Origin of the sequence: Salinicola sp. RZ23, assembly GCF_003206675.1 — a bacterium.
Lineage (GTDB): Bacteria > Pseudomonadota > Gammaproteobacteria > Pseudomonadales > Halomonadaceae > Salinicola > Salinicola endophyticus.
Genome location: NZ_PZJK01000006.1, coordinates 117319 through 130225, shown reverse-complemented (window position 1 = coordinate 130225; position 12907 = coordinate 117319). Strand labels below are relative to the sequence as shown.

Genomic DNA, 12907 nt, shown 5'->3' with positions numbered 1-12907 from the left:
CCGTCCGCGCTTGGCTCTCCCCGCAGACTACTCTTGCCGCGTCTTGCCCGGTGTCGGTGCCACGCCGGGGCCGGTGGGGGAGCCGACCTGGTGCCACTGGCGCCCGTCGCGCTCGATCAGGTCATGCGCGCTCTGCGGTCCATCCTCGCCGGCGGGGTAGTCCGCCAGGTCGGCGGTTTCGGTCCAGGCGTCGAGGAACGGCTGCACCGCGCGCCAGCCGTTCTCGATGGTATCGGCGCGCTGAAACAGCATCTGGTCGCCGGTGAGGCAGTCGTAGATCAGCGTCTCGTAGCCGGTGACCGCGGGCAGTTCGAAGAAGTCCTTGTAGGCGAAGCCCATCTTGACCGTGTCCATCTCGAGTTCCGGCCCGGGTCGCTTGGCCTGGAAGTCGAACCACATGCCCTCGTTGGGCTGGATCTGGATGATCAGCCAGTTGGCCGCCATGCGTTCGACATCGGTGTCACGAAACTGGGCGTAGGGCGCCGGCTTGAAGCAGATCGCGATCTCGGTGTCGCGGGCGCTCATGCGCTTGCCCGTGCGCAGATAGAAGGGCACGCCGATCCAGCGCCAGTTGTCGACCATCACCTTCATCGCCACATAGGTCTCGGTCTGGCTGTCCGGATCGACGCCCTCTTCATCGAGATAGCCGGGCACCTCGGCGTCGCCCATCCTGCCCGCCGTATAGCGTCCGCGCGCCGAGTTGGCGGCGGCCTCTTGCGGCGTCCAGGGGCGAATCGCCTCTAGCACCTTCGATTTCTCGTTGCGCAGGGCATCGGCACCGAACGCCGACGGCGGCTCGATGGCGACCATGGCCAGCAGCTGGAACAGGTGATTGGGCACCATGTCGCGCATGGCCCCGGTGCGGTCGTAGAAGGCGGCGCGCTTCTCGACCCCGACGGTCTCGGCGGCGGTGATCTGGATGTGGTCGATGTAGTGGTTGTTCCAGAACGGCTCGAACAGCACGTTGGCGAAGCGGGCGACCAGGATGTTCTGGACCGTCTCCTTGCCCAGGAAGTGATCGATCCGATAGATCTGACGCTCCTGCATCACCTCCAGCAGCTGGGCGTTGAGCGTGCGCGCCGACTCCAGGTCATGGCCGAAGGGCTTCTCCACCACCAGCCGGCGGTACTGGCCGTCGCGCTCGGCGAGCAGTCCCGCCTCGCCCAGGCGGGTGGCGATAGCGCCGAAGAAGCGCGAGCCGGTGGCGCAGTAGAAGACCGCGTTGGCACTGGTGCCGGCCTCGATCAACGTGGCGATCTCGGCATAGATGTCGCTTTGGGTGAAGTCGCCCTGACGGTAGTGCAGACGTTGGGCAAAGGCGGCCCAGGTGTCGGGGTCGAGATCGGCATCGCGCCCCTCGGCGTGGTTGGCGGCGTCCTTGTCGGCGAGAAAGGCCTGGAGATGCTCGCGGAAACTGGCGTCGTCGTGCTCGGCGAGATCGATCCCGACGATGCGCATGGCATCGTCGAGCAGGCCGTCGCGGTCGAGATGGTAGAGCGATGGGATCAGCAGGCGTTTCACCAGGTCGCCGCTGGCGCCGAAGATGAACAGGGTGGTGTCGTCGGCGACCGGGATGTCGCGGGATTGGCGCTGTGCGGATGCTGCCATGAAAGTCGTCTCCATGCGGTGCCGGACGCGCCGGCGTTTACAATTCACTACGCTGCTGTCAGCGTCATACGCCGGGGTGCTGCCGTCACCGCCGCAGGGCGGGCGCCGCGATCCGCGGCCCGACGGCGACACGAACCTGGTCACGAGGAGAAAGACATGCCTGACGCGCAGACCCAATACAAGCATAAGAGCAACCCGCCAACTCTGCCGCCACTGACGCTGCGGATCGGCCATGAGGAGCTGGTGATCCGTAAGCGCTACGAGGTCGTCAGTATCATCAACGACATTCTGATCGGCATCTGGTTCGTGATCGGCAGCCTGTTCTTCTTCTCCGAGGCGCTGACCTACTACGGGACCTGGCTGTTCTTCATCGGCAGTATCGAGATGCTGATCCGGCCGGTGATCCGCCTGATGCGGCACATCCACATCCGGCGCCTGCGCGAGGCGCCGCAGTTGCCGCCCGAGGCCGAGCACGATTTCTGACCCGGCGCCACCGGCGCTGCGCTGCTAGCCTGAACGTCCACAGGATGTCACCGACGCAAGCGGAGAGTTCAGGATGAGCAGCGCGAATCACGATAGCGATCTGGGAAGCGACCTGGGCAATATGGATGCCGGTACCCTCCAGCGGCTGTTCGCCAGCGGCGAGGCCTCGCCGCTGGAGGCGACCCGGGCGGCGCTGGCGCGCATCGAGCGTTTCAACGACGCCGTCAACGCCTATGTCCATGTCGACCGGGAGGGCGCCGAGGCGGCGGCCAAGGCGTCGGCGCGGCGCTGGGGGCAGGGCAAGCCGCTGAGCGCGATCGATGGGATTCCGGTCTCGATGAAGGACCTGGCCGAGGTCGCCGGCATGCCGGCCCGTGAGGGCTCGCTGACCACCTCCAGCGCGCTCTGCGAGCACGACTGCCCGCCGGCGCGCATGCTGCGTGAGGCGGGGGCGGTGATTCTGGGCAAGACCAATACGCCGGAGTTCGGCTGGAAGGCGGTGACCGACAACCGGGTCTTCGGCGCCACCCGCAACCCCTGGGATACCCGACTGACGCCGGGCGGCTCCTCCGGCGGTGCCGCGGCAGCCGCGGCGCTCAACCTGGGCGTGCTGCACCAGGGCGGCGACTCCGGGGGCTCGATCCGTATCCCGGCCGCCTTCACTGGGGTGTTCGGCTTCAAGCCCACCTACGGCTGGACTCCGCAGTGGCCGCCGGCGACCGAGCCGTCGCTGTCGCATATCGGGCCGCTGACGCGCAGCGTCGAAGATGCGGTGCGCATGCTCAACGTGATCGGCCGCTACGACTATCGCGACCCCTATGCCACCCGCGGCCAGCCCGACGACTGGGGCGCCGAGCTGAATGGCGACCTGCGCGGGCTGCGTATCGCCTACTCGCCGACACTGGGCTATGCCGAGGTCGACCCGCAGATCGCTGCTCGGGTGCGCGAGGCGGCGCACAATCTCGAAGCGCTGGGAGCCGAGGTCGAGGAGCTCGATCCCGGGTTCGAATCACCGATCGAGATCTTTCAGAAGCTCTGGTTCACTGCCTCCCTCGACTTCTGGAACCACTGCGATGCGCGCCAGCGCGAACAGCTCGACCCGGGGCTGGCGGCCAACGCCCAGCGGGCCGAGCGCTTCAGTGCACTCGATCTGTTCCAGGCGCTGCGCGAGCGCGCCAGCCTCACCCAGGGTCTGGAGCGCTTCAACCAGCACTACCACCTGCTGATGACCCCCACGGTACCGATCGCGCCGTTCGCGGTGAATCACGAGGTCCCCCCCGGCAGTGACATGCGCGACTGGGAGGAGTGGGCGCCATTCTCCTATCCCTTCAATCTGAGTCAGCAGCCGGCGGCCTCGGTACCGTGCGGCTTTACCGAGTCGGGGCTGCCGGTGGGCTTCCAGCTCGCCGGCGGCAAGCACGACGATGCCCGCGTGCTGCGTGCCTGCCACGCCTATCTGCAGGCACATCCGCCGCGCTTTCCGCGGGTGCCGGACCCGGCGATCCAGGCGTGAGCGGCTGACGGCCCGCGGCCGTGCCAGCATATCGCGGGACTCTCCACCGGGACGCGCCGCCGGGGCCCTCCGGCGGAGCCTGGCGCGCTTCAGCGCTAGCCGTCGCACGGCCAGCGACTACGCTTAAACCGGCAGGCCGAAGGCGGGCCGGTTTAAGCAGGATGCCAAGGAACGGCCCGCGCCGTTGCGTCCGCGACAGAGAACCGTCATCACCCGGTGAGCCGGGTCTTACCCTGCGTCATGGCGGAAAGCGCCGCCCACGTCGTTGCGAAGGAGTGATCCCATGAGTCAGAACGTCGCCGAAATCATCGTCGAAACCCTTGCCGAGGCCGGTGCCAAGCGCTGCTACGGCGTGGTCGGGGATACCATCAACCACTTCACCGATGCCATTCGTCGCAGCGAGCTGGAGTGGGTCCACGTGCGTCACGAGGAGGTGGGTGGGTTTGCTGCCGGGGGCGAGGCCTACATGACCCGCGAGCTGACCCTGTGTGCCGGCACCTGCGGGCCCGGCTCGCTGCACTTCGTCAATGGCCTGTTCGAGACGCACCGCAACGGCTCTCCGGTGGTGATGATCGCCTCCCAGGTGGCCACCGGCGACAGTGGCGTCGGCTTTCCCCAGGATGTCGATCCCAAGCCGATCTACGCCCAGTACAGCGTCTTCTGCGAAACCATCGTCAATCCCGATCAGGCGCGCCGGATGGCGGCCCTGGCGGCACAGACGGCGCTGGCCAAGAACGGCGTGGCGGTGCTGGTGGTACACGGCGACCTGTTCACCCAGACGCCGAGCCAGGATCTACCCTACCGCGCCCACCGCTTCGATCCGGTGGTGCGCCCCAACGCCGAGGAGCTGGTGCCGGCGGTGAAGCGGATCAACGCCGGTGGCAAGATCTCGATCTACGCCGGTTTCGGCTGTGAGCACGCGCGTTCCGAGGTGCTGGCGCTGGCGGCCAAGCTCAATGCGCCGGTGGCGTGGACCTCTCGGGCCAAGGATTTCATCGAGCCGGACAACCCCTTCGAGGTCGGCATGACCGGGGTCTTCGGGCTGGCCGGCGGCTATCACGCGGTGGCCGATTGCGACACCCTGATCCTGCTCGGCTGCAGCTTCGCCTGGACCCAGTTCTATCCGGAGAAGGCGACCATCATCCAGGTCGACATCGACCCGCAGCAGATCGGCAAGCGCCATCCGGTCGACATCGGCCTGGTCGGCAGTGTCCGCGACACCTGCGCGGCGCTGGCACAGATCGTCGATGCCCAGAGCGACACCCGCTGGCTGGAAAAGTGCCGCGATCAGTACCACAAGGCGCTGGCCCACGACGAGCCCGAGAGCCAGGACGATACGCTGATCCATCCCCAGGAGCTGACGCTGGCGCTGGATACCGCCGCCGCCGATGACGCCTTCTTCACCGCCGACGGTGGCAGTCCGATGGTGTGGATGCTGCGCCATATCCGCGCCCGCGGCGAGCGGCGCACGCTCTCCAGCCTGGTCCATGGCACCATGGCCAACGCCTATCCCCAGGCGATCGGGATTCAGAAGGCGTTCCCGGAGCGCCAGGTGATCGCGATGTGCGGCGACGGCGGCATGACCATGCTGCTGGGGGATCTGCTCACGCTCAAGCAGGAGCGGGTACCGGTCAAGGTGCTGGTGTTCAACAACGGCTCGCTCGGCTTCGTCGAACTGGAACAGAAGGTCGAGGGGCTGCTCGACAGCTACACCGATCTCGACAATCCCGACTTCGGCAAGATGGCGCAGGCGATGGGGCTGTGGGGCGGTCGGGTCGAGAAGCGCCACGAACTCGAAGGGGCGATTGCCGAATGGCTGGCCCACGACGGTCCGGCGCTGCTCGACGTCAAGGTCAACCGCATGGAGCTGGTGATGCCGCCCAAGATCGAGCCGGGCCAGGTCGCCTCCACTGCCCTCTACTCGGGCAAGGCGGTACTCAACGGGCGCCTGAGCGATGTGGTCGATCTGGTCAAGAACAACTTCTGGAAATGAGCGAGAGGGTGTGAACGAAAGGGGTGGACGAGAGCGCGGCTGCGGCAGACGCCGCGGCCGCGCGCCTGTAGAGCCACGGCTGCGATAGGAGGCAGCGATGAACGACGATACCAGGCCTGGCCAGAGTGCGAGAGGCGGGCTGCGCGACATGCGCCCGCTGGTGACAGCGCGGCGGGCCGCCATGGCTCCGGCGACGGCGACGGCACGCGAGGATCTCTCCGACCGCCAGGGGTTCACGGAAACGTTCCTGAACGACTTCGCGGTGTCGCTGCCCACGCCGGTGGGCACGCGCGCCGAGGACGTCACCCCGGTACCCGGGCGCGACGATGGGCGTCTCGACTACACCCACTTCTCGCTGGTGATGTCGCGTTCGCGGCGGCTGGCGATCTTCACTGCGCTCAATCTCGACGGCAGCCGGCTGGTCTCGGTGCCACGCGAGAACGACAACTGGCGCTTTGATCCGCGCATCGACCCTGCGCTGCAGGCGGGGGAGGATCTCTATGCGCGCAATCCGCTGGATCGCGGCCATCTGGTGCGGCGCACCTCGGCCAACTGGGGGGAGCTGGCCGAGCAGGCCAATGCCGACACCTTCCACTTCACCAACTGCACGCCGCAGATGGCGGCGTTCAACCAGCGTACCTGGCTGGGGCTGGAGGACTATCTGCTCGAACACGCCCGCGCCGATGACCAGCGGCTGTGCATCTTCACCGGGCCGGTCTTCCGCGCCAGTGATCGGCACTATCGCGGCGTACGCATCCCCGAAGCCTACTGGAAGGTGATCGCCTTCCGCGGCGAGGATGGCCGCCCCTCGGCCACGGCCTACATGATCGATCAGGCCGACGAGCTCGACGAGCTGGGACCCGGTTTCCTGTTCGGCCAGTACCGCACCTACCAGCGCAGCATCGCCCGTATCGAGGCGCTGACCCAGCTCGATTTCGGCGAGCTCTCGCGTTTCGACGGCTTCTCCGTGGAGGAGCGTGCCACCGGCACTCGCATCGAAGCGGAGATCCGCGGGCCCGAGGACATCCGCGTGTGAGTTCGGGATCGGCACGGCAGCGTGGATAGCGCTTGCCCCTGCGCGTGCTTGCCTTACCATGCCCCGAGCGCGCGGAGAGGGCGTGCGATCTTCACGCGGGAGGAAGAGGTTGATGTGGCAGTCGATGACGGGGGAGGCGACGAGGGAGCAGACGATCACGGCCACTGACTGGCAGCGTCAAGCTGCCACGCTGACGCTCCCCGCCGCCCCGGCGCGGACCCGGCTGATCGAGATCTCGCTGGCATTGGCGCCGCGGTCGCGCTGGCGCCGCGGTCTGCCGAGCGTGACCCTTTCCGGCGCGGGGCAGGCGACGCTCACCTACTCGCTGGAGGCGCGGCGTCGCGATCAGCGCATCGCCTGGCGGCTGCCGCCTTGCGCCACTGCCATCACGCTGAGCCTGACGCTCTCCGGCGCCCGGCTGACTCAGGCGCCGCAGGCGCGATGCCACGTGCAGCCGGCGATCGAGGGGCCGATCCTGATTCTGGCCCCGCACCCCGATGATGCCGAGATCGCCGCTGGCGGTTTCTACACCGATCATGCCGAGTCGGTGCATCTGGTCACGCTCTCCTGCGGCGAGCAGCTCAAGGGGCTCAAGCGCTAGTATCTGAGCGGGCTCGACGACGACCTAGACAGTGCGATCCGGCGCAAGGCCGAGTGGCGGCGCTGGAACGTGTTTGCCACGCCGCTGCTGTCGGGCATCCCGCCGGAGCGCTCGACCCTGGTCGGGGTGCCCGACGGCGCCGGCTGGGCGCTGATGCATGATGGCATCGGCCAGCGCCTGCCCATTCCGCTGTCTGATGCCCGCCGCTTCAACCGTATTGCGCTGCCGCCAAGCCGCGACGAGCGGCTCGAGCGCGATGACGTGGTCGCGGCGCTGCGTCAGCTGATCGACACCCTGAAGCCGGCCACGCTGCTGGTCACCGATCCCGAGTTCGATCCGCATCCGGATCACCGCGCCGCGTCGCTGGCCCTCGCCCTGGCCCTCGACGGTAGCCGCCACCGGCCGCGCACGGTGCTGCTCTACGCCAACCACTATCGCGACGCCTTTCCCCCCGGCCCGGCGTTCCAGCCGGCGTGGATGCCGCCGGCGGAGATCGCCATCGAACGGCTGTTTGCGTCGGCGCCGACGCCGCTGGCGTGGCCACTCTCTCCCGCGATGCAGAAGCACAAGGCGCTGCTGCTGGATGCGATGAGCGATCTCTCGCCCCGAGCCGACTGGTCGCAGCGGCGCCGGCGGGCACGGCGGGCGGGCTTCGTGCCCACCTTCGCGCCGGAGCGCGATCGCTACTTCCAGGCCGCGATCCGTTCCACCGAGCTATTCCGCGCACTGCCCAGCGAGGCCTTCGTCGCGGCCTGGCGCGAGCGCAACGACAGCCGCTGAGCGGCCTTAGTGTCGCACCGAGTCACTCCGCCAGGTCACGGTGCGTCGAATACCGTTCACCCCTCCTGTTGCAGTGCGTCCTCCAGCCAGTCGAGCAGGGCGCGGCTGGCGCGGCGCTGCGTGGCGTTCCGGTGCACGTAGACGCCAATCGCCTCGGGCTGGAAAAACCGCTCATCGACCGGGGCGACCAGGTCGCCGGCCGCGATCAGCCGCTGGGTGGTGCGCGCCCAGCCCAGGGCGATGCCGTGTCCGGAGAGCGCCGCCTGCAGCAGCAGTGGGTAGCTGTCGAAGCGCCTGCCGCCGAGATCGGTCGCTGGCGTCTCTCCCATGGCCTCGAACCAGTCATGCCACCCTATCCACTCGGCCGGCGCTACGTGATGGTGCAGGAGCTCGAAAGTCGCAAGTTCCGCCGGGGCGAGCGGGGCCTGTTGCGCGGCGGGGTGGTCCGGGCTGCACACCGGCAGGATGGTGTCGCTGGCGGTGAATGCCAGCGCATGGCCGCCACTGGGGCGGCCATGGGTCTGCAGCGCCACGTCGAAGGGGTCGCGCTGTTCGCTCAGGGGGCGAGTGGAGGTGATCAGCTTCAGATCGATCTCTGGATGACGCCGATGGAAGTCGGCCAGGCGTGGCATCAGCCAGTAGAACGCTTCGCATAGCTGGCAGAACAGAATCACCCGCTGGCCGCGTTCGCCGCCGCGAATCGTCTCGGCGTGCCGGGCGATCTGCCCCAGGCTCTCGGCGAGCGTGCGGGCCAGCTCGCGGCCCTCGGGCGTGAGGAAGACGCCGCGATTGCGACGTTCGAACAGGGCTACGCCCAGATCGCGCTCGAGCGCACGAATCTGCCGGCTGATCGCCGCCTGGGTCAGGTGGAGCTCCGCGGCCGCACGGGTGAAGCTCTCCAGGCGGGCGGCGGCCTCGAACGGCAGCAGCGCGGCCAGGGGCGGTAGCGATCGGCTCAAGGCATGCATAATCCAGACTCATGGATGGTGACGTAAAGATCGCTGTTGGCCGGGGCTGGCGTGGGTGATCCTGCCCGCTCATCCGCCAGATGAGGCCGTTGCCATGCAGACCCGACATGAGACGAGCGCGCGCAGAGCGGCGCCGCGCGGCAGCGTCACTGCCACCATCCCCAACGTCGGCGAGAAAGACAAGCCTGGCCAGGGCGTGGCGCTGATCGTCGTCGCGGTGATGCTGCTGTCGCTGGCCGACGCCCTGGTCAAATCGCTGGGACATGCGCTATCGCTGTGGCAGTTGTTGGTGATGGCACCGCTGGTGTCGCTGCCCCTGCTGAGCGTCGGCTGGTGGCGGCAGGGGTGGGGGCTGCCCCGGGAGGTTCCGGTCTGGTGCTGGATCGGGGTGCGTAGCGCACTGCTGCTGGCGATGTGGATCGCCTTCTATGCGGCGCTGCCGTGGATCCCGCTGAGCGTGGCGGCGGTCGGCATCTACACCACGCCGCTGTTCATCGCCCTGCTCGCCAGGCTCGGCGGCGAGGCCCTGCGGTGGCGGCAGGGCGTGGCGCTGCTGCTCGGCTTCGCCGGCGTGCTGGTCGTGCTGCGCCCCGGCAGCGCGTCATTCACCCCGGCGATGCTGCTGCCCCTGCTGGCGGCCCTGTGCTACGCGCTGGCGATGGTGGCGACCCGGCACCACTGCCGGGCGGTATCGCCGTGGCTGCTGGCACTGGGGCTCAACCTGGGGTTCCTGCTCATGGGCATCATCGGCACGCTCGGTGTGATCGCGCTATCCCCCGAGACCGATGGCTTTCTGCGCCGGGGCTGGCAACCGCTCGACCTCTCTCTCATCTGGCGTATCGGGCTCTATGCGCTGCTGATGGTCGCGGTCAATACGTGGGTCGCCCGGGCCTATCAGGTCGCGCCTTCGGCGCTGGTGGGTATCTTCGACTATGCCTATCTGCCGTTCGCCGCCGGCTGGGGCTTCTGGCTCTTCGACGAAGTACCGGATGTCCAGACGCTGGTGGGCATGGCGGCGATCCTGAGTGCCGGCGGGCTGGCACTCACGCGCCGCGGTGGCTGATCGCTATCCAGGCTAGCGTGGGTTTGACCTCGAGCTGGGGCCTGTCGAGACTCCCCGCACGAGCCGCGGTGGTGCCGCCCGGCATGCGCGAGCCGCCGACCGTGGTGGGCCACGGCCCAGGCGAGCAACGCAGCATGGCGCGACGGGCGGCCCAACCCGAAGGGCCATTGGCCATGAGGTGGCAATACGGCGTTACAGCTCGCGACTGTAGAACCACTACACTTCACTCGCTGCGCCTTGTCTTGCACCTCATGACACTATGTCGCGGCCGCGATGGGAGCCTCGACAGGCCCTCAGTTGAGGGAAGAGGATGTCGTCATCGCTCATGGAGACGAAGAGGAGGTCGCGATGCATCACCAGGGTTTCTTGTGCGCCACCTGTGGCATTCAGTATCCCGCCAGCGAAACGCCGCCGGCACACTGTGACATCTGCGAGGATGAGCGCCAGTTCGTGCCGGTGGAGGGGCAGCAGTGGACCACGCCGGGGCGCCTGGCGGCGGGGCACAGCAATACCTTCCGCTATCTCGCCGAGGGGCTGCTGGCGATCAGTACCACGCCGCGCTTCGCCATCGGCCAGCGGGCCTTCCTGCTGCGCACACCCCACGGCAATCTGTTGTGGGACTGTCTCTCGCTGCTCGACGAGGCGACGCGGGACATTCTCGACGGGCTCGGCGGGGTCGATGCCATCGTGCTTTCGCATCCCCACTACTTCAGCACCATGGCCGCCTGGGGCGAGACCTTCGACTGTCCGGTCTACGTGCACGCGGCGGATCGTGACTGGGTCACTCTGCCCAGCGAGCGGCTGCACTGCTGGGAGGGGGAGCAGTTCGCGCCACTGCCGGGTTTGGAGGTGCACTGCCTGGGCGGGCATTTCCCCGGTGCCAGCGTGCTGCACTGGCCGGCCCGCCGTCTGCTGTTGAGCGGTGACACTCTGCTGGTGACCCCGGATCGGATGGCTTCGTTCATGTGGTCCTACCCCAACAACGTGCCGCTGGACGCCGCTTGTGTCGCGGCGATGGGTGAGCGTCTCTCCCGGCTCGAGTTCGATAGCCTCTACTCGGCCTTCGCCGGACGCGAGATTCTGCTCGAGGCGGACCGCGTGGTCGCCGAGTCGGTGCAGCGCCACTGTCGCGCGCTCACACCCTGAGAGGGTATTTACAAAATGTCTGTGCTCGGCAATACGGCGTTAAAATCGGCCTCAAAAAGCTCATTTACCCCGTGTAAACTCCGCTTTTTCGACCGATTTTGCCTTGTCTTGCCTTCGCTCGCCGAATTTGTAAACCCCCTCCGAGGTGACCGGGCCCTCGGCCCGGCGGCGAGCCTCGCGGCGGTGTATGCTGGCGCCAGACAGCATCGATCGCGGAGATGAGCATGCCTGCCAAGCCGATCCCGGCCGAACGCGACAGTCGGCGCTTCTGGCGCCATCCGGCGCTCGGCTTTCTCGAACTGCGCGAGACCCGCGACGGGCGCGAGGTCAGCTATGCCCGCCACAGCCACGACAGCGTCTCGCTGGGCGCGGTCACCGGCGGGCGCAGTCTCTACGAATATCAGGTGCCGGGGGAGGCCTTCACCACGCTGCCGGTGTCGCGCGGTGCCCTGGTGGCCATGAATCCGGGCGAGGTCCACGCCTGCAACCCGTGCGGTGACGCCCCCTGGTCCTACGTCATGTTCTATCTCGACCCGGACTGGCTCGCCGCGCTGCAGTGTCGTCACAGCACCGATCTCGCTGGTGGGTGGCGGCCGCTGGCCTGGCATCACTGGCGCGACCCCGCGTTGCACGGGTCGCTGGTGGCGCTGAGCCGGCGCCTGTTCGCCGCGGAGGCGAGTCCCGCCACCCTGGCCGGCGAGTGCGAAAGGCTGTTCGGCGCAGTGATGGCGCGGGGCGAGCTGTTCCGTCAGCAAGCCCCGGTGGACACGCCACCGCTGGCCGATCTGGTGAGGTACATCCGCGAGCACTGCCGCGAGGCGCTGACGCTCGAACATCTCGCTGCGGTGGCGAGGGTCTCTCCGGCGCATCTGGTGCGCTGCTTCAAGCGCAGTTACGGCATCACGCCCCACGCTTATCTGACCGACTGCCGGGTGCGCCAGGGGCAGACCGCGCTCAAGCGCGGCGAGCCGATCGCCGAGGTGGCGCTGGCGTGTCGATTCGCCGATCAGGCCCACTTCCAGCGCGCCTTCAAGCGGCTGACCGCGATCACGCCGCACCGCTACCGCTCAGTGGCATCGTCGCCAGCATCAGCGCACTCACCAGCAGTGCCAGCCCCATGCCGCGATTGAGCCGGCGCACCCAAGCGGGGCTCGGCAGCCGTCGGCGCAGCCTGGCACCCAGCAGGGCCCAGCTGCCCACGCTCAGATAGCAGATGCCGAAGAAGATCAGCGCGAAGGGGACGACCCGCGCCGGGTCACCGGCGGTGTAGGCGGCCATGCCGGCGCTCGAGGCGATCCACGCCTTGGGATTGAGCCACTGCATCAGCGCCCCGGCAACGAAGGAGGGCGCCCGCCCGGGAGTCTCCTGCACGAGCGCGCCGTCGCTGCGCGCCAGACGCCACGCCAGATAGAGCAGGAAAAGTACGCCGCCCAGGCGGATCGCATGCATCAGCGCTGTCCATTGGGCCAGCCACTGCAGGCCGCCGCCGATGGCCAGCAGCAGCACGCTGAAGCCGCAGGTGGCGCCGCTGACGTGGCGCAGCGCCGGCCCCAGGCCGCGGTTGAGCCCCAGGTTGAAGGCGACCAGATTGACCGGGCCGGGCGAGAGTGAGGCTGCCAGGGCGAAGGCCGCCATCGAGAGGGCAAGGGAGAGAGACACGCAGCGCACTCCTGAGCGAAAGAGGTCGCCGGCAGCCTAGCCTGGGGAGGGCGCGTC

12 protein-coding genes are annotated in these 12907 nt (G+C 68.1%); 9 read left to right on the top strand and 3 right to left on the bottom strand.

Annotated elements, in window-relative coordinates:
- Positions 1-27: 27 nt before the first annotated feature.
- A complete protein-coding gene (zwf, locus tag DOM67_RS05445; RefSeq protein WP_110674647.1) occupies positions 28-1608 on the bottom strand; it encodes a glucose-6-phosphate dehydrogenase in 1581 nt (526 codons plus the stop codon).
- A gap of 156 nt (positions 1609-1764) precedes the next feature.
- On the opposite strand from zwf, the gene DOM67_RS05440 reads away from it, so the two are divergent.
- The 6 genes from DOM67_RS05440 to DOM67_RS05415 all read left to right on the top strand — a co-directional run bounded on the left by DOM67_RS05440 (position 1765) and on the right by DOM67_RS05415 (position 8014).
- Positions 1765-2091, top strand: coding sequence for a YrhK family protein (locus DOM67_RS05440; protein ID WP_110674646.1), 327 nt, complete (start codon positions 1765-1767; stop codon positions 2089-2091).
- A 73-nt stretch (positions 2092-2164) separates the two neighbouring features.
- Complete coding sequence (locus DOM67_RS05435; protein ID WP_110674645.1) at positions 2165-3604, top strand: amidase; 1440 nt, start codon at positions 2165-2167, stop codon at positions 3602-3604.
- Positions 3605-3887: 283 nt separating this feature from the next.
- Entirely contained in the window at positions 3888-5597 is a 1710-nt protein-coding gene (locus tag DOM67_RS05430) for a thiamine pyrophosphate-dependent enzyme (protein ID WP_110674644.1), read from the top strand.
- 97 nt (positions 5598-5694) lie between these two features.
- Positions 5695-6633 (top strand): DNA/RNA non-specific endonuclease, encoded by a 939-nt coding sequence (locus tag DOM67_RS05425; RefSeq protein WP_110674643.1) that lies wholly within the window; start codon positions 5695-5697, stop codon positions 6631-6633.
- A 112-nt stretch (positions 6634-6745) separates the two neighbouring features.
- Entirely contained in the window at positions 6746-7234 is a 489-nt protein-coding gene (locus tag DOM67_RS05420) for a hypothetical protein (RefSeq protein ID WP_110674642.1), read from the top strand.
- A gap of 69 nt (positions 7235-7303) precedes the next feature.
- Positions 7304-8014, top strand: a complete 711-nt coding sequence (locus tag DOM67_RS05415) for a PIG-L family deacetylase (RefSeq protein ID WP_110674641.1) — start codon at positions 7304-7306, stop codon at positions 8012-8014.
- 56 nt (positions 8015-8070) lie between these two features.
- Here DOM67_RS05415 and DOM67_RS05410 read toward each other — a convergent pair whose 3' ends face one another.
- A complete protein-coding gene (locus DOM67_RS05410; protein ID WP_110674640.1) occupies positions 8071-8982 on the bottom strand; it encodes a LysR substrate-binding domain-containing protein in 912 nt (303 codons plus the stop codon).
- 94 nt (positions 8983-9076) lie between these two features.
- Between DOM67_RS05410 and DOM67_RS05405 the strand changes: the two genes are divergently transcribed.
- From DOM67_RS05405 to DOM67_RS05395, 3 genes are all read left to right on the top strand, one after another.
- Entirely contained in the window at positions 9077-10045 is a 969-nt protein-coding gene (locus DOM67_RS05405) for a DMT family transporter (protein ID WP_110674639.1), read from the top strand.
- Between the two features lie 348 nt (positions 10046-10393).
- Positions 10394-11191, top strand: a complete 798-nt coding sequence (locus DOM67_RS05400; RefSeq protein ID WP_110674638.1) for an MBL fold metallo-hydrolase — start codon at positions 10394-10396, stop codon at positions 11189-11191.
- A 224-nt stretch (positions 11192-11415) separates the two neighbouring features.
- Positions 11416-12321 (top strand): AraC family transcriptional regulator, encoded by a 906-nt coding sequence (locus DOM67_RS05395; protein ID WP_110674637.1) that lies wholly within the window; start codon positions 11416-11418, stop codon positions 12319-12321.
- Here DOM67_RS05395 and DOM67_RS05390 read toward each other — a convergent pair.
- Complete coding sequence (locus DOM67_RS05390; RefSeq protein ID WP_232825147.1) at positions 12239-12850, bottom strand: LysE family transporter; 612 nt, start codon at positions 12848-12850, stop codon at positions 12239-12241. The genes DOM67_RS05395 and DOM67_RS05390 overlap by 83 nt on opposite strands.
- Positions 12851-12907 lie beyond the last annotated feature (57 nt).

Bases quoted from the DNA above. Each gene is read 5' to 3' on its own strand.
- DOM67_RS05440 (WP_110674646.1), top strand. From the start codon at position 1,765: ATGCCTGACGCGCAGACCCAATACAAGCATAAGAGCAACCCGCCAACT.
- DOM67_RS05395 (WP_110674637.1), top strand. From the start codon at position 11,416: ATGCCTGCCAAGCCGATCCCGGCCGAACGCGACAGTCGGCGCTTCTGG.
- DOM67_RS05435 (WP_110674645.1), top strand. From the start codon at position 2,165: ATGAGCAGCGCGAATCACGATAGCGATCTGGGAAGCGACCTGGGCAAT.
- DOM67_RS05425 (WP_110674643.1), top strand. From the start codon at position 5,695: ATGAACGACGATACCAGGCCTGGCCAGAGTGCGAGAGGCGGGCTGCGC.
- DOM67_RS05430 (WP_110674644.1), top strand. From the start codon at position 3,888: ATGAGTCAGAACGTCGCCGAAATCATCGTCGAAACCCTTGCCGAGGCC.
- DOM67_RS05405 (WP_110674639.1), top strand. From the start codon at position 9,077: ATGCAGACCCGACATGAGACGAGCGCGCGCAGAGCGGCGCCGCGCGGC.
- DOM67_RS05420 (WP_110674642.1), top strand. From the start codon at position 6,746: ATGTGGCAGTCGATGACGGGGGAGGCGACGAGGGAGCAGACGATCACG.
- DOM67_RS05400 (WP_110674638.1), top strand. From the start codon at position 10,394: ATGCATCACCAGGGTTTCTTGTGCGCCACCTGTGGCATTCAGTATCCC.
- DOM67_RS05410 (WP_110674640.1), bottom strand. From the start codon at position 8,982: ATGCATGCCTTGAGCCGATCGCTACCGCCCCTGGCCGCGCTGCTGCCG.
- zwf (WP_110674647.1), bottom strand. From the start codon at position 1,608: ATGGCAGCATCCGCACAGCGCCAATCCCGCGACATCCCGGTCGCCGAC.